14 protein-coding genes and 1 pseudogene are annotated in these 24,061 nt (G+C 42.6%); 4 read left to right on the top strand and 11 right to left on the bottom strand.

Going from position 1 to position 24,061, the window contains the following annotated elements:
• Positions 1-235 precede the first annotated feature (235 nt).
• From ENH88_RS01800 to ENH88_RS01785, 4 genes are all read right to left on the bottom strand, one after another.
• Positions 236-2,794, bottom strand: a complete 2,559-nt coding sequence (locus tag ENH88_RS01800; RefSeq protein WP_304178844.1) for a TonB-dependent receptor — start codon at positions 2,792-2,794, stop codon at positions 236-238.
• Between the two features lie 598 nt (positions 2,795-3,392).
• Positions 3,393-4,619 carry a threonine/serine ThrE exporter family protein gene (locus ENH88_RS01795; protein WP_304178842.1) on the bottom strand — a complete coding sequence of 409 codons (1,227 nt, stop codon included), beginning with the start codon at positions 4,617-4,619 and terminating at the stop codon, positions 3,393-3,395.
• Between the two features lie 107 nt (positions 4,620-4,726).
• The gene (locus ENH88_RS01790; RefSeq protein ID WP_304178841.1) at positions 4,727-5,968 is read right to left on the bottom strand and encodes a glycosyltransferase; all 1,242 of its coding nucleotides are present in this window, start codon (positions 5,966-5,968) and stop codon (positions 4,727-4,729) included.
• Positions 5,965-6,972, bottom strand: coding sequence for a LacI family DNA-binding transcriptional regulator (locus ENH88_RS01785; protein WP_304178838.1), 1,008 nt, complete (start codon positions 6,970-6,972; stop codon positions 5,965-5,967). The genes ENH88_RS01790 and ENH88_RS01785 overlap by 4 nt, the downstream gene beginning before the upstream one ends.
• 144 nt (positions 6,973-7,116) lie before the next feature.
• Between ENH88_RS01785 and ENH88_RS01780 the strand changes: the two genes are divergently transcribed.
• The gene (locus ENH88_RS01780) at positions 7,117-9,543 is read left to right on the top strand and encodes a S9 family peptidase (RefSeq protein WP_304178836.1); all 2,427 of its coding nucleotides are present in this window, start codon (positions 7,117-7,119) and stop codon (positions 9,541-9,543) included.
• A gap of 100 nt (positions 9,544-9,643) precedes the next feature.
• A pseudogene (locus ENH88_RS01775) lies at positions 9,644-9,832 on the top strand (alpha/beta hydrolase family protein); the annotation flags it as partial.
• 99 nt (positions 9,833-9,931) lie between these two features.
• Here ENH88_RS01775 and katG read toward each other — a convergent pair.
• Positions 9,932-12,145: a catalase/peroxidase HPI gene (gene katG, locus ENH88_RS01770; protein WP_304178832.1), complete on the bottom strand. Its 2,214-nt coding sequence runs from the start codon at positions 12,143-12,145 to the stop codon at positions 9,932-9,934.
• Between the two features lie 395 nt (positions 12,146-12,540).
• Here katG and ENH88_RS01765 point away from each other — a divergent pair, with 395 nt between their 5' ends.
• Entirely contained in the window at positions 12,541-15,258 is a 2,718-nt protein-coding gene (locus ENH88_RS01765; RefSeq protein ID WP_304178830.1) for a choice-of-anchor I family protein, read from the top strand.
• A gap of 63 nt (positions 15,259-15,321) precedes the next feature.
• Here the strand turns inward: ENH88_RS01765 and ENH88_RS01760 are convergent, their stop codons facing one another.
• Positions 15,322-16,224, bottom strand: a complete 903-nt coding sequence (locus tag ENH88_RS01760) for a LysR family transcriptional regulator (protein ID WP_304178828.1) — start codon at positions 16,222-16,224, stop codon at positions 15,322-15,324.
• 121 nt (positions 16,225-16,345) lie between these two features.
• Here ENH88_RS01760 and ENH88_RS01755 point away from each other — a divergent pair, with 121 nt between their 5' ends.
• Entirely contained in the window at positions 16,346-18,325 is a 1,980-nt protein-coding gene (locus ENH88_RS01755; protein WP_304178826.1) for a ligand-gated channel protein, read from the top strand.
• Between the two features lie 240 nt (positions 18,326-18,565).
• Here ENH88_RS01755 and ENH88_RS01750 read toward each other — a convergent pair whose 3' ends face one another.
• From ENH88_RS01750 to ENH88_RS01730, 5 genes are all read right to left on the bottom strand, one after another.
• A complete protein-coding gene (locus ENH88_RS01750; protein WP_304178825.1) occupies positions 18,566-19,255 on the bottom strand; it encodes a VC0807 family protein in 690 nt (229 codons plus the stop codon).
• Positions 19,256-19,452: 197 nt separating this feature from the next.
• Entirely contained in the window at positions 19,453-19,686 is a 234-nt protein-coding gene (locus tag ENH88_RS01745) for a hypothetical protein (protein ID WP_064665225.1), read from the bottom strand.
• A complete protein-coding gene (locus tag ENH88_RS01740) occupies positions 19,683-21,293 on the bottom strand; it encodes a PepSY-associated TM helix domain-containing protein (protein ID WP_304178820.1) in 1,611 nt (536 codons plus the stop codon). Before ENH88_RS01740 ends, ENH88_RS01745 begins: the two co-directional genes overlap by 4 nt.
• Positions 21,290-21,577, bottom strand: a complete 288-nt coding sequence (locus ENH88_RS01735) for a hypothetical protein (protein WP_304178819.1) — start codon at positions 21,575-21,577, stop codon at positions 21,290-21,292. The genes ENH88_RS01740 and ENH88_RS01735 overlap by 4 nt, the downstream gene beginning before the upstream one ends.
• Before the next feature lie 57 nt (positions 21,578-21,634).
• Positions 21,635-23,950 (bottom strand): TonB-dependent receptor, encoded by a 2,316-nt coding sequence (locus tag ENH88_RS01730; RefSeq protein ID WP_304178817.1) that lies wholly within the window; start codon positions 23,948-23,950, stop codon positions 21,635-21,637.
• Positions 23,951-24,061 lie beyond the last annotated feature (111 nt).

Genomic DNA, 24,061 nt, shown 5'->3' with positions numbered 1-24,061 from the left:
CTATTGATTGTACTTGTTTTGTTTATTATTACTAGCGCCTTAGCGCGACTAATATGGGTAATTTCACAAATGAAAAAAGCAGGCAGTCAAGTGACTGCCTGCTTAATACCCAAACCACCTCAATATGCAGAATTCGCATCTTGAAGCGGCTTGGGTATAACCCCTGGGCATAGGGGCTTGCCATCCTTGGCGAGAGTCGAATACCTGTGTTAGCTTGGAGTTCGACAAATGGGGATTAAAAGTTAAAACGTACTCCGGCTACAAAGCGACGGCCATCGGCGTATACACCTGTTAGTGCTTGTTGCACACCTTCTTCTTGGTAACTAAAGGTATGTTCGTCCGTGAGGTTAATTGCCTCTAAAACAAGCGCTAAATTATCGTTTACGTTGTAGGTAAAGTTCGCATCGACCTGGCCATAATCATCAACATAACCATGACCTTGACCTGAGTTATAACCAGTACGGAAGTTGTATGAAATACGTGTACTAAAGGTTTCTGTTTCATAGTAAGTACTTAAATTTACAGTGTGTTCAGAGTTACCTGGAATAATCGTATCATTGCCATCGGCATCTTTTGCTTCACCATCGACAAATGTATAGTTAGCATTTAAGCCAAAACCAGCAAAGATTTCTTGTTGATAACCTAATTCAAGACCTTGGATGCGCCCTGAGCGACCGTTAGTAGGGCGATTCACTAAGATTTCTATCCCTTCATGGATCTCCAAGTTGGGTGAAACATCTAAGAATGATTGAATATCTTTATAAAAGACCACCGCTGAGAATAAACCTGCATCACTGAAATACCATTCCACCCCAGTATCAAACTGTGTTGCACGATATGGGTCGATATCAGGGTTACCACCACTGCCAGTTTGTGTTTCAAGATTATAAGAGGTCGAAGGTGTCATTGCTGCATAATCTGGGCGCGACATAACACGTGCAGCACTAAAGCGCAGCAGTACATCGTCATCTAAATCAATCGCAAGATTGATGCTAGGTAAAATATCAAAATAGTCACGGTCATCATCGGTCCATACTTCAGCGCCACTTTCACCTACATAGGCTGCGGTTGATTGTTGCGTTTGCACTAAACGAACACCTAAGTTACCGCGCATACCTTCAACATCGATATCTGCTTTGATATAACCGGCGGTAATTTTTTCTTCAACTTCAAAGGTACTGGCTTTGAGTACACGGAAGTTCCAATCAAGGGCATCCCCTTCACGGCGAACTTTATCAGAGTCGGTGATTGCATAATCACGTAACGTACCGTCAGAGCCTAGGCCCGATAAATAATCGGCTGGCATTGATAGCGAGTAGTCAGCTAAGTTCCAGTCTAGATCCGTGCGGTTATCAGTGGTGTGCTTAGTATTAAAACGTGAATGATCACGGTACTTTAAACCAAACTTAATTTTACTAAAGACAGCGATGTCAATTGGCCGCGTAAAATCGACTTGCAGGTAAGTTTCATCATCTTTGGCATCATTACTATCGTAACGTAGAAAACCTAAATCCCAGTTTTTACCATCAGCAGGGTTTGCGGCATAGCTAGTTCGTACATCTTCTACATTTGAGGTGTCAAAACTATGCACATAGTTACCTTCCCAGCCAACACTGCGATCAGCTTGTGAACCACCACTGCCTTCGGTATAACCGACATGCACACTGGTCAACCATAAATCACCTTGGTGATCCGCTTTTAAATCGTATGATTTGGTGTTGATTTCAGAGTTACGTACTTTGGTTTCGTCTAAAATGTTATTCGCAGTTGCAGATAAGCCTAAAGTCCCGCCAACCAGCATAGTACCAACGTGATCATTTTCTACTAACGTGACATCAGTGTATTGTGAGCCACCGTAACCGGGTAGCCAAAGGAAGTTTTGGTTTTCATTATTTGCTTCAAGGGTTGAATCAAGTGCGTTGAAGGTTAAATCTAATTGCTCGGTAGGGCGATACTGCATGGCTAAATTAATACCAGTACGAATACGCTCCTGTAAGAACATCGCCGAGCCACCACCGCCTGGGCTGTATACGTCTTTATACTCAGTACCATCTTCTAAGGTGATATCACGTTTTGCCCAGCTCCATGACTCAATACCATCACGGCGTAAATTACGCTGTTGGCGAACCACCGAAATAAGCGCCCCGAAGCTTTCATCTTCAGTTTTAAAGTTATACATAGCAGAGAGTTGCGGGTCGGTTTCGCCCGAAATTTCGCTGTGCTGTGCAAGTACTGAGCCGGCAAATTTATTCGCCTCTAAATCAAGCGGCTTACGAGTGCGCACAATAACAGTCCCGCCAATCGAGCCTTCATCAATATCCGCTTCAGGTGATTTATACACTTCTAAGCCAGAGACAATTTCCGAAGGCAGCATTGTATAATTAAAACCACGATTTGCTGCGGAGTTAGTCCACCAGTCGGCAGATCCAACAGCTTGACCATTTAACAGTGTACGGTTTTGGCTCTCGCTGGTGCCACGAATACTCACGCGCTCACCTTCACCAAAGTTACGGCTAATTGATACACCGGTGATACGTTGCAATGATTCTGCGACATTTTGATCGGGGAATTTACCGATATCTTCCGCAGTCACTGCATCGACAATCGCATTTGAATAACGCTTAGTGTTTAGTGATTTTACAACACTGCCACGGATACCGCGAACTTGGATCACTTCAACTTCGTCTGTACTTTTAAGCTCAGCACTGTGCGCTAGCATAGGTAAGCTCAATGCAGATGTAATTAGTGATGCACTTACTGCTAAATACAGTTTATTTATTTTTACTTTTAACATCCTCGATTCCCCTTGAATCAAAACTTCATTTTGTTGTGTCAAATGAGGACTTACCATTCGTACTTATATAGTCATTTTTAATAGTCGAATTTGATAAGACCGTTGTCTACAAACTAGATTAGCGGCTAAGTGATTAGCTTATGGTTACTTCGCATATAAAAAATAACCACTGCCAGTTTTGTTTGTGGCTCTATTAAACGCCTTTTAAAAATTAGAGTCTTGAATCGAGATGAATAGTTGTGAAAGTAACAAATTTTAAAATGTAATCTTGTTTTAATTTTATTTATTTGTTTTTATCAGTTGCTTATTATTTTCACTGCTTTTGTTTTTCTTTAATAAGTTAAGTTTATTTAATTGGTTTTGTGTTTTTAATTATTGTAATTCACAATTAGTGGATTAAAAAATGAAAGGTAAAAGGTAAAAGGTAAAAGGTAAAAGGTAAAAGGTAAAAGGTAAAAGGTAAAAGGTCAGGTAGGGAAATCAGCAGTGGCGAGTGCAGACATCAGGATAAAGGAATTCACTAGCATATTAATTTATGCGTTTCTTTTAAATTAAGAACTCTAAATTAAGAGCCTTGTCGAACAGGCTCTTAATTGGTTTACAAACTCTTTTTCGGTGGCAGTGCAACGTTTGCAAAGATCAATCCAGCCACCAGTGACATAAATATCAGGAAGGTTTGTTGGCCGATGTGCTCGGCATACACAAAATCTTGTCCTTCAATTAATGAGTTTAAACCTATGTAAGTTTTACTGCCCGGTACTAATACAATCAAGCCTTGCATGGCAACAATTGAAGCGGGAGCATTCGCTATGCGGTTAAATAGGTTACTAAATACGCCCACCGCAAATGCGCCTACAAACGTTCCTAAGGTGTAATCTAAATACATTGCAGAGCCAATACTGCTGCCATAAGCAATAAAGCCAGAGGCGATAGACCAAGTAGCGTGTTTTAGTTTGGTTCTAAAGATAACAATTAAGCTACTACAGAGTAAAAATATTGCCAGCCATGCGGTCCATTTCGGTAAAGGCTCAGGTTGTATAAAATCGGCTTGACCAAACAGTGCAAAACCAATCGCAATGCCGATGAATGCACCAAAATAGAGTTTAAACAACAGCATAAAGGCATCCATCACCCGCGCTGTACCAGATACTAAGTGCCGCGCTGCAAGTTCAGCTAAGCCCAATGCTAATGCAAGTCCAGGTATAAACACGATAATGGCAGAGAGAACCACTAGGCGAATATTGATCCCAGCATCTAAATGCACGCTTACAGCGCAGGCCAAAATAGCCGACACTATCGCCACTAATGGCTCTAACATATGGGCTACGCGTTTTGAGCGCGCAGACCATAGTACAAATAAGTAGACCACAGAGGTCAGTAAAGCTGACCAAAATACGTCATTCCAGCTGGTGCCCATTAACATTGCAAATGCACCGCCAGAGGTGGCAAAGGCAACCCCTGTAGTAAAGCGATTATACGGGTTGGGCATAATAAAAATGGCGTCGAGTTGCACATCAACTTCTTGTAGTGTGAGTTCGCCATTGAGCATTTTATTCACCAGATCATCGGTATCGGCTAACGAACCTAAATCGTGATCGCCAGGATCAACTCGGGCTACGTGGGTGTATTCGTCTTCGTGGCCATCAGTCCAGATCACAAAAGTAACAGAGGTGGGTGACATCACAAATGATGATTTAAGATCAAGGTAAGTCGCCACTTCCATTAAGTGGGCTTCGAGTCGATAAGCTGGGGTGCCATATTTATGGAGCATTTTGCCCAGTTTAACGATAAATTTGCGCTTTTCTGTGAACGTTGCGGTTTTCAAATGTGTATTGAACCAAAATTTAAATTATTCAGTTAAAAAATATAGACAACACATCTAAATTTGCCTACCTAGTTTGGCGGGAATTTTAAACACAAATCCCCGCCTGTCTAGTTTTTTCTAGTGAGAGGTTGGTTATTTTTTGCTGCAATCCATTGCGCCATATATTGGGTGCTGCGCATGGTATGATGCTTAAGCATTTGCCCGGTAAAATTGGCTTCACGATGTTGGGTTAAATTAGCTAAAGTTGTAGTTATTTTATGCATTAAATCAAAGGATAATGATTTTTTGTCATAAAATGTTTGCAGTAGAAGAGTCGCAGCTTTTTGTGTCTGTTTAAATACGCCTTCATCTTGATACAGTGCTACAGCGGCATCGGCAAATTGTTGCGGCTCAGTTGCTACCACGCCAGGCCAGTCTAAATCTCCATGCATGCCTTCACTACCAATAGGGGTTGTTACGCTAGGTGTTTGCATGATCATCGCCTCTAACAGCTTACCTTTAATGCCTGCACCAAAACGCAGCGGTGATAAACAGACGCGGGCATTTTCCATTACTTGATAGGCATCATCCGCCCAACCTTTTATTAAAAAGCCAGTTTTGGGGTTATTAAGCGCGGTGGCCTTTGGCGGTGGGTAAGAGCCATAAATGTGTAGCTCTGCCTGCGGCAGTTGTTTACGAATGAGTGGCCAAATTTGTTGTAAATAGAGTACGGCATCCCAGTTAGGTGCATGGCGAAAATTGCCAATGGTCATAAAGTGTTGGCGTTGTGCAAATGATTTAGTTTGCTCAGGGAGTGAGGCTAAATCGACCATAAACGGTAAATGGTGTAACAAACGGCTATCGACCTTAAATACATCTGCTAGCAACTGCATTTCAAAGCTGGAAATAATTAAGCTTATGTCACAGCGTAAAATCGCGGCGATTTCACGCTTGGCAATGTCAGAATGTAAATCACTGTGACTAAATGCTCGCCCCCCTTTATGGGCTTCATGGCGCGCATTACGCAGACACTGTAAATCTTCAGTGTCGAGAATTTTCAGTGCACTAGGGCAGTATTTATCTACTCGCCAGCCAAATTGCTCTTCCATCATAAAGCGGTCAAACATCACGATATCAGGGGCGTAGTTGCTAACATATTCATCAAAACTTGAACAATTAAGGGCGATTGTCGCGCTGCTGATCCCGTAGTTATCAAGGTTAACCATATGCTCGGTTTTTTGTGCTGGGCTGGCAAACTCAACCTGCCAATCTTGTGCTCTAAAGGCGTTTAACAGCGACATCATATGGGTGCCGGCGGCGGATGAATTTGGCTCTGGCCACACATAGCCAATTACTAATACTTTTTTCATTGACTTGAATCTCTTATCTGTAACTGAACATCAACTAAGGTGCGTACCGCAGGGATACTTTGATTGAGCAATTCTTGCAATACTTGGCATGCACGCTTACCGATATCATCGGCATTAATAGTGACACTACTTAGTGATGGCGACATTAAGCATGAATCGGCTAAATCATCAAAACCCACGACTTTAATGTCTTTACCTGGTATTAAACCCTGCTCACGAATAGCTTCGATGACACCGTAAGCAATAACATCATTAAAACAAATAATCGCTTTAGTGTGAGGATGTTGTGCGTATAGAGCGTTAAAGGCATCACGTCCGCCTTGACGATTCGTGGCTGCGGTAATGATTGGTTTATCTTGAGGTAAATTAAATTGTTGTAAAGCGCTGTGAAAACCACTTAAACGTTCATGGTGATCGGAAATATCCTCAGTACCACCTACAAATGCAACCTCTTCAATACCTTGTTGTAAAATATGGCAGGTTGCTAAATGAGTGCCTTTTTTATTATCGGGTAATATAGTTGGCGCGCCACAAAAGGGCACTTCGCGCATAATGTGAATAACCGGAAAGCCACTATCGATCAGTCCGTCAACCCATTGCTGGGTAGTGCCAGGAGCAGGGCACATAATAAACGCAGCCACATTATATTCTTTGAGTGTTTTAACTACTTGAGTTTGACGCTCTACGCTTTCAGCAGTATTGACCAACATTGGCAGCATGCCTAATGCATGAATATGGTTTTCAAGGCCAACAGCAAGTTGCGCAGAATAAGGGTTGGTTAAATCGTTGATCACTAACGCCACTAAGTTAGAGCGACGACTTCTCAGTGCTGCTGCATCACGGTTATAAACATACCCTAATGCATCAATTGCCTGTAAGACTTTTGCTTTGCTTTTATCACTGACTTTGTCACTTTGGGTAAGCACTAACGACACCGTTGACTTAGAAACTTGTGCTTCTCTGGCAACGTCAAAAATAGTTATTTTATCGGTTTTTGTTTTCATGTTAATTATGCGTCAGCAATTGCTTGAACTAAGTAGCCAGTTTAACGCAGTTTGTCTATATAAACCTAATACTCGCAAAAACTTTATGAATGTATCAAAACATGTTTAGATACAGCCATTAATAATAAAAATCAAGGATAAACCATGAAAGGTATCAAGCTTTTATTGGCATTTGTGTTGAGTGTTAGTGTTACTGGCTCAGCACTTGCTGCACAAGGCTATCAAACCCCCTCCAGTGATTTAGCAGCATTAGTTGACGCAAAATTAGCACCTAGCAGTTATTTATCGGGCGATGGTCAATGGTTGGCGCTATTTGATCGTAAACGTGTAGAGACACTGGATGATTTAGCGAAAGAAGAACTAAAATTAGCAGGAATACAGCTAAACCCAGCTAATTTTTCCCGCTCTCGTCCTCGTACTAAATTTAGTGGCCTGCAATTAAAGCACATTGCGACGGGAGCTGTGATTGCAGTTAATAATTTGCCAAACGGGGTGATCCGCTCGCCTAAATGGTCAAGTAATAGTGAGTACCTCGCGTTTATTGTTGAGCAGCCAACACAAGCAAACTTATGGGTTTATAACACGCAAACAAAACAAGCACGACAGTTGTCAGACGTGTCGCTTAATTCCGTGTTAACCGCAGCCCCCTATCAGTGGTTGCCAGATAGCACGGCTATTGTTGCCAATGTGGCTGTTAACTTGGGTAAACCAAGATTAGCCAACGACAGCAACAGCATAGTACCGATTATTCAACAAAGTAGCGGTCAAAAAGCCCCTGCGCGGACTTACCAAAATTTATTAACTAGCCCATTTGATGAACAGCAGTTTAAGTTTTATGGTCAAGGGCAGTTAAGCTATATTCCGATGAGTGGTGTTGCCTCAGCAATTGGTCAGCCAGCATTATTTAAATCATTTTCAATTTCACCTGATTCAACCAATATATTAGTAGCAAGCATTGATGAACCTTTTTCTTATCAAGTGCCGTATAGCCGTTTTGCAACAACATGGCAGGTATGGGGAATGCGCGGTTATACATTGGTAGAACTAGCTAAACAGCCGCTTGCCGATAATATCCCGCAGGGTTATGACAGTGTACGCACCGGGCGCCGTGATTTTCAGTGGCGTGACGATCAAGGTGCTGAAATCATTTGGGCGCAGGCGCAAGATGGCGGCGATATGAAAACCGATGTGCCTCATCATGATTATTTATATAGTTTACGTTCGCCTTTTAAACGCGAAGCAAAACTGTTTGCCAAAGTTGAACGTCGTTTTTCAGGCATGCAATGGGCCAATGAAAACGTTGCTTTATTAACCGAATGGCGTTTTAGTGATCGCCAAGTACGTACCTATGTTATCCAACCGCGCAATGCGGATCGCAACCGCGTATTATTTTCACAGCGCAGTTATAACGATGCCTATAAAGATCCCGGCGATGTTATTTATGAACATAATGATCTTGGTGCAAACGTTATTAAAGTGGTCGGCGGTCGTTATATATTCTTGCGTGGCGATGGAGCGTCTGAGCAAGGAAATGTGCCGTTTTTAGATCAATACGACATTAAAACCAATACAACCAAGCGTTTATGGCAATCAAAAGCGCCTTACTATGAACGCGTACGCGCTATGCTTGATGATGAAGGTGAGCGATTAATCACTATTCGCGAATCTAAAACGCAGCAACCTAACTTTTTCATTCGTGATTTAGACGATGACACGCTGACTCAACTCACTACGTTTGAGCATCCATATCCGGCGTTTAAAGGTGTAACAAAAGAGCTGGTCCGTTATAAACGTGATGATGGTGTTGAGCTTTCTGGGACACTTTACTTACCACCTGGTTACGACAAAAGCCAAGGCCCATTACCGGTGTTAATGTGGGCATACCCACTGGAATACAAAGACAAAGCGGTTGCATCACAAGTGCGTGAATCGCCATATGAATTTACTTATGTTGGTTATTGGGGCCCAATGCCTTACCTTGCTAAAGGTATTGCCGTATTTGACGATCCGAAAATGCCCATTGTTGGCGTAGAAGGCAAAGAGCCGAATGATTTATTTAGAAAACAGTTAGTTGCAAGTGCCAAAGCTGCGGTTGATGTGCTGGTCGAAAAAGGCATAGCGGATAAAGATAAAATTGCTATTGCAGGCCATTCATATGGTGCCTTTATGGTAGCGAACTTATTAGCGCACAGTGATTTATTTAAAACCGGTATTGCCCGCAGTGGCGCGTATAATCGCACCTTAACGCCGTTTGGGTTTCAAGGTGAAGAGCGTGATTTTTGGCAAGCACAGGATGTATACGCCAATATGTCACCGTTTTTTCATGCTGAAAAGATAAATGAGCCAATGCTTATGATCCACGGTCAGGAGGATCCTAATTCGGGCACCTTCCCGATGCAGAGCGAGCGTATGTACGCAGCACTCAAAGGCTTAGGTAAAGAAGCGCGCTTAGTGATGTTACCTTACGAAGCTCACGGCTACCGTGCTCGTAAGAGTTTACTGCATGTGCTTTGGGAGCAAGAGCAGTGGCTTGAAAAATATTTATTAAGTGACGAGCCGTCAGCAGAATAGCTGAAATTCAGTAAGTTATAGCTAGGATTAAAAGCGTGGTTTGATATCGCGCTTTTTTGATTTCAGAGCGTCAGCCAAGAAGACCCACCCTTAATCTCACGGCACCTTCCCGATGCAAAGCGAGCGTATGTACGCTGCACTGAAAGGTTTAGGTAAAGAAGCGCGTTTAGTGATGTTACCTTACGCTCGCAAGAGTTTACTGCATGTGTTGTGGGAGCAAGAGCAATGGCTTGATAAGTATTTATTGAGCGATGAACGCTCTGTTGAGGCAGTAACTTCAGCTGAGTAATTTTGACTCACTGTAAACTCAAAAATATACAAGCGCGGTTTCATACCGCGCTTCAGATTGATGATAAAAAGCGGCTTGGTTAATTATGAAAATAAACGCTTAACGTAGATCGAAGCGGTCGAGTGTCATCACTTTTGTCCACGCAGCAACAAAGTCATCAACAAACTTTTGTTTTGCGTCATCTGCGGCATACACTTCAGCAATCGAACGAAGCTCTGAGTTAGAACCAAAGATTAAATCAACCGGAGTGGCGGTCCACTTAAGCTTTCCTGATTGGCGGTCGCGGCCTTCGTAAATGCCCTCTGTCGATGACTTAGACCACTTAGTTGACATATCAAGTAGGTTCACAAAAAAGTCGTTATTTAATGTGCCTGGCTTTGCCGTGAAAACACCGTGTTTAGTTTGGTTAGTATTTGCATTTAAAGCACGCATACCACCGACAAGTGCGGTCATTTCAGGTACCGATAAGCTCAGTAAGTCGGCACGTTCTACTAGCATTTCGGCTGGTGATTTCCACGCCGAGCTATAGTAGTTACGAAACGCGTCAGCTGTTGGCTCAAGCACGTCGAATGACTCAACATCGGTCATTTCCAATGATGCATCCATACGGCCTGCTTGAAATGGTACGTTTACTGAGTAGCCTGCATCTTTGGCCGCTTTTTCAATGGCTGTAGCGCCACCGAGTACAATCATGTCCGCAAGTGATATTTTTTTACCGTCTGCGGCGTTCTTATTAAACTTAGTTTGGATGTTTTCAAGCTTAGCAAGTACTTTTTGCACTTCTTTAGGGTTGTTTACTGGCCAGTCTTTTTGTGGTGCTAAACGTAAACGTGCGCCATTTGCGCCACCACGCATATCGGTATCACGGTAGCTTGCCGCTGAGGCCCAAGCAACACGAACAAGCTCTGGTACAGTCAAGCCTGAATCTAAAATCGACGCTTTTAAGTTAGTGACATCTTTGTTGTTTACCAGTGGGTGATCAGCTGCTGGAATGTAATCTTGCCAGATCAATACTTCTTCTGGTACTTGGTCACCTAAGTAGCGTGCACGTGGGCCCATATCACGGTGATTTAGTTTGAACCACGCTTTGGCAAATGCCAGTTCAAACTCTTTAGGATCGTTTAAGAAACGCTGAGAAATTTTACGGAACTCAGGATCCTTTTTCAAGGCGATATCGGTAGTGAACATAATAGGCGCATGACGCTTATTTTTTATGTGTGCATCTGGCACTAGGCTAGAAGCTTGGCCGTTTACGGGGATCCACTGTGTTGCACCTGCTGGGCTTTTGGTTTTTTCCCACTCAAAGTTAAATAAGTTTTGCAGGTAGTTAATTGACCAGCGTGTTGGCGTAACTGTCCATGCACCTTCAAGGCCTGAGGTTATGGTGTCTTCTGAGTGGCCTTTACCACATTTGTTTTTCCAGCCTAAGCCTTGCTCTTCGATACCTGCGGCAGCTGGCTCTGCATCTAAGCAATCAGCTTTTTTAGCGCCATGTGCCTTACCAAAGCTATGACCACCGGCTATTAAGGCAACGATTTCTTCATCGTTCATTGCCATACGGCCAAATGACATACGAATATCGTCTGCGGCAAGTAATGGATCTGGGTTTCCGTGTGGGCCTTCTGGATTAACGTAAATTAAACCCATTTCTACCGCTGCTAGCGGGCCTTTAAGTTTGCCTTTTTTGTCGCGTCGCTCGTCGGTTAGCATTTTCCCTTCAGGGCCCCAGTATACGTGATCTGGTTCCCAATCGTCTTCACGGCCACCGGCAAAACCAAAGGTTTTAAAGCCCATCGATTCAAGTGCAACGTTACCAGTTAAGGCAATTAAGTCGGCCCATGAAATATTGCGCCCATATTTTTGCTTGATTGGCCAAAGTAAACGGCGTGCTTTGTCTAGGTTCGCATTATCAGGCCAGCTGTTTAGTGGATCAAAGCGTTGTTGGCCTCCACCTGCGCCACCGCGACCATCAAAGGTACGATAGGTGCCCGATGCGTGCCATGCCATACGGATAAAAAACGGGCCATAATGACCATAATCTGCTGGCCACCAATCTTGTGAATCGGTGAGGACTTTTGCGATATCGGCTTCAACTTCTTTAAGATCTAAACTCAAAAAGGCGTCTTTGTAGTTGAAGTTCTCGCCCATTGGATCTGATTCTGCACCGTGCGCACGTAGTTGGCTTAGGTTAAGTTGTTCAGGCCACCAAAAATTATTTGATTTAACGTCAGTCGCAGCTTGGCTGTTACTTGCGATAAGTAATGAAACAGCAACGGCAACTTTTGTTACTGTCGAAGTTGTTTTGTTTAACATGAGTGTTCTCCTGTGAGTTAACAAGGAAAACTATAGTTGCGAAAAAAGCGACTAGCTAGTTAGTTTCTAGGGTTTAAAGCGATTGAATAGTTCGACAAAATAGATGAATGAAAGATTAATAACAAAAAGCCAGCATTAACGCTGGCTTTAGAAATGATGTTACTACTCGGCAATAAAGGCTTCGCCTTTTGTCATTCACTTTGCGGCGGGTTGGCCTTGTGATCTGGCTTAATCGTGTTGCTGGCTCTTTAATGATGTTCGTTGGCCTGTGGTTAGCTGTTAGCTAAGTGATGATTTAGTTTGTCATGTTTATTACATGTAAATAACATCGCTTTGTAATTTGTTCTTATTAATGTTTTGTTCAGTTTTATTTAACAAATAACTAAGGACAAAATATGAAACTGAAACCATTAGTAGGCAGTTTGCTAATGCTGGGGGCATTAAGCGGGTGCGATCTCGATAATAATAACGATATGGAGCCTAGTCGCTACCAATTAATGCTAGAAATTACCCCACAAAGTGCGGGTAATGTGGTGATCACCCCAGCAAAAGATGATTATGAGCAAGACTCAATCGTCATTCTCACAGCGCAAGCAGCTGAAGGATATGAGTTTATCTCTTGGTCTGGCGATATCGGCAGCGCAGAGTACGACGCCCAATCACTCACATTGACGATGGATAATCATAAAGATATTACTGCCACGTTTAGTGCAGTTGTTGTGCCTGCGAAAGGCGATATTGTTATTAATGAAGTACGCTCAACGGACGGTGGGTATGACTTTATTGAGCTTTATAATAATTCAGCTCAAAGCTTCACCTTTGGTGCCAATTGGGCGGTAAATGATTTAAAAGGTTTTGAACAAGATTTAGAGCCGGGTATTGCTATTCCTGAAGGGACCACCTTGCTTGGCGGGGAATTTTTAGTGATCGCCACAGACCAAACAAGTATTCCATTTGGTGCACCTACGGGCACAATTGTTGCTGGGGAAGGTGACACTGATTTCGGTTTAGGTAAAGGCGATACCGCATTATTAGTGCACAATAATCTAGTTGTGCAAAGTGCACATTGGAATGATGGTAATCATGTATCTTCATGGGGGCGTTTACCAGATGGCGGTGATTGGCATACTCAAGATGAAGCGCTCGCGCCAACGCCTGGTGCTGCCAATAAATTGCCAGCGCCAGTTGACGGTGCAACTGCCGCGAATATTGTGATCAACGAAGTAGTCTCAAAAGGCCGTGCTGACGCTGATTTTGTTGAGCTGTACAACACATCTTCCGAACCATTTGTTTTTGCAGCTAATGAGTGGGAATTAGTTGATTTAGATCGTGAAGCAAATAACCAAGCGGGTTTAACTATCCCTGCAGGCACTGAAATTCCTGGTCACGGCTTTATTGTATTATTGCCTAATTTAGTTACGGGTACTCAGCTTCCTAACGGTGCACCCGCAACGGCTATTTTAAATAATAATGAAGACTTTGGCTTAGGCAAAGGCGAAACCATTAAACTAAAATACCAAGGCCAAGTACATCAACAGGTCAGTTATGGCGATTTCCATGTTAATAGTTATGGTCGTTTTCCTGATGGTATGGAATTTATAGAGCTTGCTGATGAGAATGCGCCACAGCTTTATGCCAGCCCTGGACGGAAAAACTTTAAAACTCCTATGCATGTGATTGCTGCAACTACATTAAATTTCACAGCATTTAATGATCAAGAAGCGGCCCTTGAAAGCAAAGGCTTTCGGGTATTTGGCAAAGGTGCCGATTTAGCTGCAGACGTTGAGCCTGAATATGTCGCCGTATCAGCGGATTCAAGCACTGCATGGGTGTCATTGCAAGAGAATAACGGCCTTGCGAAAATAGATTTAACCACTAAAACTATCACTGATATCTTCCCGCTGGGTTTTAAAGATTATGGCATGGCAGGCAACGAAATCGATGCCAGTGATAAAGACAATATGATCAAGCTACAAACTCGCGCAAACGTAATGGGAATGTATCAACCTGATGGCATTGCAACATTTTCACAAGATGGCATACATTACGTACTTACTGCCAACGAAGGGGATGTACGTGACTGGTTTACTAACTTTGCAGAAGGTGAGAAAGTTGCAGATATCGTGCTTGATGAATCGGTATTTACTGACGTAAGTACATTACAAAACAACCTTGAATTAGGGCGTTTATTAGTATCGCAATATGTTGATTCCGATACTGCGGCATCCAGTCATAATACGCTCTATAGTTTTGGCGCTCGTTCATTCTCAATCTTTAATGGTGATACCGGTGAGCAGGTATTTGATAGTGGTTCATCGCTTGCCGTTGAGGCAAATAAAGCCGGCGTTTACCCTGATGGTCGCAGTGATGCGAAAGGCACTGAGCCTGAGAGCGTAACAACGGGCATGGTCGCCAATAAGCGTTATGCGTTTATTGCCTTGGAGCGTGCTGATGCGGTTGCAGTATATGATATTAGTGATGTGAATGCCGTAAGCTTTGTGCAAATGCTCGTTACTCAAGGTGATGATGCACCAGAGGGGGTGTTATTTATACCCGCCGAGCAAAGCCCAACGTTACAAGCGCAGCTGGTGGTTGCAAACGAAGATAGCGGTAATATCACCGTCTATAGTGAAAACAGCGAAGGCAAGTTTGATTTTACATCACGCTTGTTACTTGAAGGCGGTGAAGGCGCTGCAGAGATCACGGCTTATGATGCCCAAACAAAACGTTTATTCGTGGTAAATAACGGCAGCTTGCTTAATGCCCCGCGTATTGAAGTGGTTGATTTTGCTAATCCGAGTAACATTGCAACACTCGCTGCAATTGATATTAGCTATTACGGTGCCGGTGTTAATTCTGTCGCAGTATCAAACGGAAAACTTGCCGCTGCGATCGAGTCAGGCGTGAAAACGGATACTGGCGTTGTTGCTATGTTTAACACCAGTAGTTATGAGCTTGAAATGATAGCTGCAGTCGGAGCGCTGCCAGATATGGTAACTTTCAGTCCAGATGGAAAATTAATCATCACCGCCGATGAAGGCGAACCGAGTGAAGATTACATGATTGATCCTCTTGGTTCCGTATCAATAATTGAGTTAAAACCAGTAAATTAATTTTTACTGGTTTTGGTAAAAAACCAACAAGAGCAACGTAGTCAAGCAAGTTACTATTATTTTTTAACAGGCTTTTGCTAACGAAATAGCCGCAAAACTTGCTTTTAATAAGGCAATTGCGGCTTTCGTTTTCGCAGCTAAAATATCCCGCGCAGGAGTGACTGCAAACACACTGTAATGAGGGAGTTGCCAATCGGTACACAAAGGTTTTAATTCACCTGAATGTAATAAACTGCGCACTTCCGGCTCGGGTAAAATGGCGTAGCCAACACCATCACATACTAGTTGAATGATGCTTTGCATATTGTTTACGGTGATCCGTGCTGCGGGTAATGTAACGCTTTGTTCAGTTGCTTTATGCGTCAGCGCATATTCTGCGCTTATATGGGCAATGCGTGGCATTTTCGTTAATTGCTCAATATCGTTACTGATCTCATTGGCTAAAAGGTGGCTGTGGTGTACACATAACACTAAAGGCCAGTCAACTAAGTGCCTTGCTATTAAGTTTGAGTCTTGCAAAGGGCCAATAGCAATGGCTAAATCAGCGCCCGCTTTTATCATATCAACAGGTTCGTCAGACAAGCTGAGTTGAATATCAATATCCTCGTATTGGCTGATTAATTGCTGTAGTGGTGCACTTAACAGCCCGCCGCCAAAGCCCACCGGTGCGACTAACTTTAATCGGCCACTGGGGTTATTTTGTAAGTGCTGTAACTGCTGCGAGGCAGATTCACTCAGGGCCAGCATCTTGATACAGCTTTGATAATACAGCTCGCCCGCTTCGGTGAGTGTGAGCACCCGCGGGCTGCGATTAAACAAGCTTAAACCTAACTCATGCTCAAGTTGCTTTATTTGTTGGCTTACAGCTGAGGTGGTCATCATTAACTCTTGCGCTGCACTACTCATATTCCCTGTTTCCACTGTGCGTGCGAACACATTGAGCGCCTTTAGTAATTTCCCATTCATAACTTTAAGTCCTGCTTAACATAGCTTTAAGAATTCACACGTTGAGAACGGGGGAACTTCTGATTAATATCGCAAACGCTAATTATTATCATTTATAAGACAAAAGTCACGGAGAATCATCATGAATACGGTAAGCCGTAAATTAATACCGTTAACTGCAGCAATTTTAAGCGCTTTAAGTGTGTCAGCCCATGCGGATGATGCAAAGCAAGATATGGAAGTGATTGTGGTATCTGCATCTGGCAGTGAACAAATGCTCAAAGAGGCACCAGCCAGTATTAGCGTGATAGACAGAGCACAGCTCGAAAAACGTTTTTATCGTGATTTAACCGATGCATTAACCGACGTCCCCGGTGTTGTTGTCACTGGCGGCGGCGATAGAAAAGACATTAGTCTGCGCGGCATGGCGAGCCAATATACCTTGATATTAATTGACGGACAGCGGCAAACATCCCGTGAGACACGCCCTAACAGTGATGGGCCTGGGGTCGAAGGGGCGTGGACACCGCCTATTTCAGCAATTGAGCGCATTGAAGTTATTCGCGGCCCGATGTCGTCACTTTATGGCTCAGACGCCATTGGTGGGGTGATCAATATTATTACCCGTAAAACACCAGAGCAATGGTACGGTGAAGTACGTCTTGATAGCACAATTCAAGAGCGCAGTGAGTCGGGTAATATTAACCAAGCTAGTTTTTTTACCGCCGGTGGGCTAATTCCTGAGTTATTAGGTGTGCAGTTCTCTGGGCAGTTTTCGAAACGAGATGAAGATGATTTCACAGCAGGTTTTCGCGGTAAAGAGCAAAGTAATATCAAAGCCAAGTTTATTTTAACCCCGACTGACAATCATGAAATTATGTTTGAGGCAGGCACCGGTAAACAAACCTTGGATGCGACGCTCGGTAAAACAGTTGCAGCACTTGCACCAGGAGAAAACTGTGGACGCCGCGGTTGTCCTGAGTCATCAACGACTGAATATGAACAACAAACGTTTTCACTCAGCCATAATGGCTTTTATGATTTTGGTTCTTCGCGTAGCTACTTAAAGTACGATAAATTTGACAACACCTCTCGTGAAATGTATGTGGAAAACACTGACGCGCAAACTAGCTGGACGTTGCCAATTATTACGGATCATAATGCCACGCTAGGTGCCGCGTATTTAAAAGAAACACTGGATGATTATACTAGTAATAAAATTAGCGATTTAACGCACGTTGAGAATGAGCAGTGGTCAATCTTTGCCGAAGATGAATGGGCTGCCACAAAGTCGTTTAAATTGACCACGGGACTTAGGTACGATCACGATGGTAACTTTGCCGGGCATTGGAGCCCGCGTTTATACGGCGTGTATACAGCAACCAATGATCTTACTATTAAAGGTGGCATCTCAACAGGTTTTAGAGCGCCAAACATTCGCCAATCTACGCCAGACTGGGGACAAGTAAGTCGCGGTGGAAATATTTATGGTAACCCAGATTTAAGCCCAGAAACGTCAGTAAACTATGAAATGGGTATTTATTACGATGTGAACCGTGATCTGAATGTGTCAAGTACCGTGTTTTATAATCAGTTTGATGACAAAATCACCCGTATCGCCTGCCCGCTAACCCAGTGTACAGATGGCCCTAACGACTTTGGTTCACTGCCCACTACGTATGTCAATGTGGATGAGGCCGTCACTCAAGGCTTTGAATTTACCCTGTCGTATGACATCACCAGTGATATCGACATAAGGGCAAATTACACTTACACCGATTCAGAGCAAAAATCGGGTGAATACAAAGGCAGCCCACTAAACCAGTTGCCGAAACATATTTTGCAAACATCACTTAACTGGCAACCCAGTGATAAATTTGGCAGCTGGTTACGTGTTCATTACCGCGGTGAAGAAAGTCAACCAACCACTGGACCTTCGCAAAGTAGCCTTATTGCGCCAGATTATACTTTGGCCGATATTGGTGGTAACTATAACTTAACCAACACAGTAAAACTTGGCTTTGGTGTGTATAACATGTTTGATAAAGACATCACTGAAGATGAGTATGGTTATGTAGAAGATGGTCGCCGTTATTGGGCGTCACTCAGCTGGGAATTTTAATTAATTTAACATAAATAGCAGGCCTCAATCCTCAATCGAGGCCTTTTTCATGTAGCTTGTTTAGCTTGCACAAACGTTAACGAATGCCTATTTACAGCGCAATTTTCGTTTTGATAGTAAATAAAATGTACATAAGCCAAGAATCACCGCTTGCAAGGTGTTTACTAATATTAATGCCGTGGTGGTAAATGGATCAAATGGCATCACCAGCACCATAATGATACCGACTTGACCAAGCACTTACTGCAAAATAAATTCGTCGATTGGTTGTTTAGTTAGTTTACCAATTTGCTTAAAAGTGAAAATAATAGCGCCAACGAGTAATATCATTGTTGGGGCTACAATCACTGGGTAACTTAACCACGTCATACGCCCTAACTCTTCCGCATAAGCTGTGGTGCCGGGCATGCTAACAACGATATTTTTTGCTAAAAAGTAGTTAAGTATCGCAGATAAAAAGAACGCACTGGCAACAATAAAACCGGCAAGGCGCATCTTCGCATCAAATACAGCGGTGTTATTTTGTTGCTCAAGTGACTGAGTTAGCTTTTCTATATCTAAAAGTTCAGGGTTAATTAATAGTTTGCGAATTAACGGGTAAGGTGTGTATTGGCTCACTAACACAATAATACCGATAATAGCGGGCACCATGGCTTCTTTAATGGCAATGTATTTAGGGTCGAGTTCAAATAAACTAATACCGCCAGTAAGCAGTACGCTGATGATGCCAAGTACTGAGAAAAAGTTTACTTTGCCTGATTGCTTAAGCTCCCACAACCCAAATAACAGTGGAAAGGCAAGTGCCACCACCACCGCCCACACTGGACCTAAGGTATCTGGTGTACTGAAGCGGCTTAAAATCACCGCCGGTAAAATAATATTAAAAATAAGGTTACTGAAAAAATTACTTTTCTTTTTTGGTTTTGTCATTAGTTAGTCATTACAAGTACTCATGCTAGGAAGTATATACTCAAGTTACTTGAAGATACATGGCTTTGCGTGGTCAGCTATGTAGCTAATCCATTATCCCAACCATATAAGCATTATGATCAGAGAGAATATGCAGGCAGCGAGAGGTTGTTTCAAGTAACGCCCTCAACATGATGCTTGGGCGCGCAAGTCTTTAATTATTGTTTTGAGGTTTTTTTGCCTAATAAAAATGCCGTCAATAAGCCAATTAATAGTGCCGTAGGCACGGCAATAAACACACCGGCTATATTACCGTACACAGCAATAAAACAGGCTGTGGCAATACAAAAAACCACCAGGCTTAACCAGCGGCTAGCGCTGTTGGCAGTTCTGAGCAGTAAACTACTAGCAACTAATAATAAACAACCTAATGTTAGGTAGATAAACGTCATATAGTTACCTCTTGAGTGGCTTTAGCTGTTACTCCATTTAACTGTTTGGCTACTAAGCGTTGGCTTACATAAATAAATAAGCCACCAATAAACAAGAAACTAATATCTACAACTGTCATGAGCAAATTATTTGCAGAAAATGCATGACTGGCTGAAAGGGCCAAGTTCAGCGGTAATACAGCTATACAAGCAAGTCCTGTCAGCGTCATCGTTACTTGTAAATAGCGATGATAATTAATAGGTAGAACAGCCAATAAACACCAAGCCAGCCATGAATAAAAGAATAGCGGCCCAAAATAAGCGTTATGCATTTGTACTGGCACAAGGTTGTTTAACAGTACTTGAGCCGGAAACAAAATAGCAGTAGCGAGTACTAAACCGCCACAGCTACCAATAATCGCCCGATTCCAGCGTTGGTAAGCTAGTTCAGATAAGGTTGGGTTACTGCCGCGGCTACGCTTTGCCAACCACATCATCATGCCTGACAGTGGTAATAGTGCCGTGCTTAAGCCTAATAGTGCCCAAATCAGTTTGACAAAAATGCCAGCGAAGTTACCAAAGTGCAATGGAAACAACAGCTCTAATACTTTAATGGCAGGACCTGGAATATCACCAAAACTACTCATTGATTTACTAAATTCACCGTTACCATGATAGTGTAGCAATTGTGAAGCGACCGCATCACCGCCAATCAAACGTAAGTACACTTGAGCATTTGCATCGTTATGCGCCATAATGGTTAAATCAATAATTTTAGCTTTTGGGTAGCGCGCTTGCGCATCAATTAAAATAGTATTGATATCAGTTGCTTGATAGTCATTAGTAATAATAGGCTCAGGCATTGCAGTGAATTTTGCGACCAGCTTATCTTGATCGCCACCAAAACTGACAAATGCCGCAGCAGGTAGCAATATTATTGTCGCTAAACCTAAAAATGCGCCCGTAAAGCCAATGGCGCCATGAAATAGGCTGCCCCAAATCCCCATAATTTTATGTGCATCATTTACAACTACATTCAGCTCTTTTTTACGCCGAAAAGTAAACAACTCTTTGATTAATTGGCGATGTATAAATAGCCCGGTGATTGTTGAAACCAATAAGGTTAAGCCTAAAAACCCTGTAAGTATCAGGCCAATAGGGCGGCCTAAATGTAAGTCTGCATGAAAATGACCAATAAAAGATGGCGCATCAGTTTTACGGTGTTCGTAAAAATAACCAGCAGCGCCATAATATTCGTTAACTAATTCAAAGTTACGAGGATCAAACTGGTATGCATACGCGGCTTCTTCGTCATAGTTTTCATCGCCATCGTGGGATTCGAATAAAATGGTGAGTAAGTGAGTGTTATGGCCTGTAGGTAAGTAAACATGAATGTTCTCAGCAAATTCTTTAGGGACTAATGTGTGGTAATGATTGATTAACTCGGTAACCTTTTCACTAGGGACTGAATTTAACTGATGCAATTCAGGGTTGGCCCAAATCTTTAATTCAGGACGGCTAAGTACGGCCAAAGCGCCAGTAAAGCAAACAATGAAAAGTAAAATAGCAGTGACAATGCCGACCCAGCTATGCAGCAAAAATAACTTTTTTAATGAAACTGATTTCATCCCTGTACCCCCGATAAAGCCATAAAACTCAAGCCAGCATGACTTAATATGATTACTAACATAACCACAAATGGCTGCCATGCTTTTTCAGCCATGTAAGCATAAATAAATAATCCAGCCCAAATAAAGGGAAATAGCATAATTGGGATGAGTATTTGTTCTTCCATAGCAAAGGGTAAGTAGGTTGTCATCCCAGGGATCATCACAACCGCTGTAATTAATGCCAGTAAACAGGCCATTAAGTGGCGTCGTTTAGTGGCAGAAAAAGTGCGTTTCATATTCATTGTTAGTTTGCCCCTAAAATGTGGCAACTATAATTTGTTGCCGCATTGTAGTCTTGGTTAGAAATTAACTTCAAAGCGTACACTCGCGGTGCGTGGTGAACTTAATGTTTGATTATCAAAACCTGCTGGAGCAAGTGAGACATACTCTGCATCTAACAGATTTTCTACTAAGGCATAAACCCCGTAGTTTTGCCATTGATAGCCAATACGTGAATTGACTAACCAATATGCATCATTTCTAGGCTCAAGGGCTGTTGCCAAGCGTTGTGAACTGCCTGTATAACTGGCATTAATATTAGCCATAAAGCCTTCATCACTTGCGTAATCGAGTCCCAGTAGCGCTGTCCATTCTGGCGCACCTGCAAATGAGTAACCGCTGTAGTCTTGTTCTTCACCATTAAAAGTAGCGCTGAATTGGTCAAATTCGGTTTTAGAATAGCCAATACCGCCGTATAAATTAGTTGTAGGGGATAACTCATAACTGATTTCAGTCTCAAAACCTTGCACATGAGATTTACCTACGTTACGCGTTTCGCGGTCATATTGATTACCCGATAAATACACCGACACTTGCTGGTCGGTCCAATCGAGGTAGAACATATTTGCGTTAACAACTAATTTATCATCAAGCCATACAGAGCGCAGCGCTAGTTCATAGTTCCAAGTATATTCAGGATCAAAGGTAAAGGGGGTGGCTTGTGCGACATTAGTGCCCACGCCGCCTGAACGATAGCCTTTTTGAATTGTAAAACTAGTTGAAATATCTTGATTGAAGCGATAGGTTGCGCCGAGTTTAGGTAACCATGCATCAAAGCTGGCATCTTCTACGGGCTCATCTCCTGAGGCGCTATCAGCCATTGCATATAATTGCTGATTGATACCTGCAATTAACTGAGCAAGCATAGGATCTGCTGCAAAGTTCTCAGGTTTAGGCAGAGCATTTTGGGTTTGCTCGGTAATGTAAATATCAGCATTGGTGCCATTTGCTTGTTGTTCTTTATCATAGCGAAGACCTGCAAATACATCCCATGCTGCGTTTACTTCATAAGTAAAGTCGGCAAACAGCGCTTTCGTTTTTACTTTTTGTGTAAAATCTGAAGATTGACCGATATAAACTGGATCAGCGCCAGCATAAAACTGCAGAACTTGATCAGCTAAAGCATTCGCTAAGCCTAAACCGCCGTATTCTGCAGGTGCAGTTAATAGACTACGCACGCCTAATTGTGCAAAGGTAATACCGCGTTCACCGCCACTACTATCAAAAACATCTAAGTCAGAATAATAAAAGCCAATTAAGCCGGATAATTTATCACCTTCATAGGTAAAGCGTAGCTCTTGTGTGGTGGTTTTATCAGTGCGGGTATCGGTTAAAATAGATTGTGGTGCTTGCATGCTCGCATCCCCATCCCACTCGTAACTGTACTCTGCGTCAGAATAAGTTGAGATTGATGAAAAAGACCACTCATTAGAGAGATCATAATTGAGGTTGAGGATATAGAGATCACTGTCTGTGGATTCAAATGTTGGCGAGTCTAAATACACATAACGATCATCGTAAATATTATTGATAGGGTAGTCTTCATGACCACTTTCAACCATTACCCAATCAACGCCTTTTTCGTTTTCACTGTGCATAAAACTAAGTTGCGCTTCAAACTCAGGCAAAGCAGACGGGGTATAACGCAATTTTGCACGGTAAAACTCATTGTTATCAAAATCCGATTCGTTGCCAGTGGCAACATTCGTATTATAACCATCAAAATCGCGTTTTTCGGCACTGACTCTAAATGCTAATTGATCGTCAATTAAGCCGCCACCAAACGCCACCGCAGCTTCTTTAGTCCCGTATTCGCCCATACCAATGCGGCCTTTAAAATCATACTCTTGCACTGCATCACGGGTTTTCATCACCACCGCACCGGCAAGTGAGTTACGCCCTTGTAAGGTAGATTGCGGACCACGTAGTATTTCTACTTGGCTAATATCCCAGGTAGAAAATCCGCCTTGCTGCATGATTCGATAAGGCACAGGTGCGCCATCAACATAAACACTGGCAAGCCCACCAGAGCCACCATCAGTAACCCCAAAAGCATCAATACCACGGATATTAAAACCAGCGCCATCAGTACCTGAAGCATTAGGTGTACGGGCTAATATGTCATAAAAATCATTTAAATTTTCGCGTTCAATTGTTTGACTGGTTATAACAGCCACACTGGCAGGGGTTTCTTGTAAAGTACGGTCTATTTTTTGACCTTTTACCATGATTTTTTCAATCTTAGCAATATCATCCGCGTGGACGATATTGCTAAATGTAACGCCTGAAATAGCAAAGGCAACAGCAAATGCTAACTTTGATGAACGAATAGCCATGAACGATGCAACTCCGTATTGATACCGCAAATGATAACTATTGTTATTATATAATTATTTTTGTAATGTAAACAATCATAAATAGAATAAATACGTAAATAAAATGTGATT

Origin of the sequence: Pseudoalteromonas prydzensis, assembly GCF_011050055.1 — a bacterium.
Lineage (GTDB): Bacteria > Pseudomonadota > Gammaproteobacteria > Enterobacterales > Alteromonadaceae > Pseudoalteromonas > Pseudoalteromonas prydzensis_A.
Note: the sequence above shows the minus strand (reverse complement) of the source record. Positions and strands in the feature narration are given on the sequence as shown.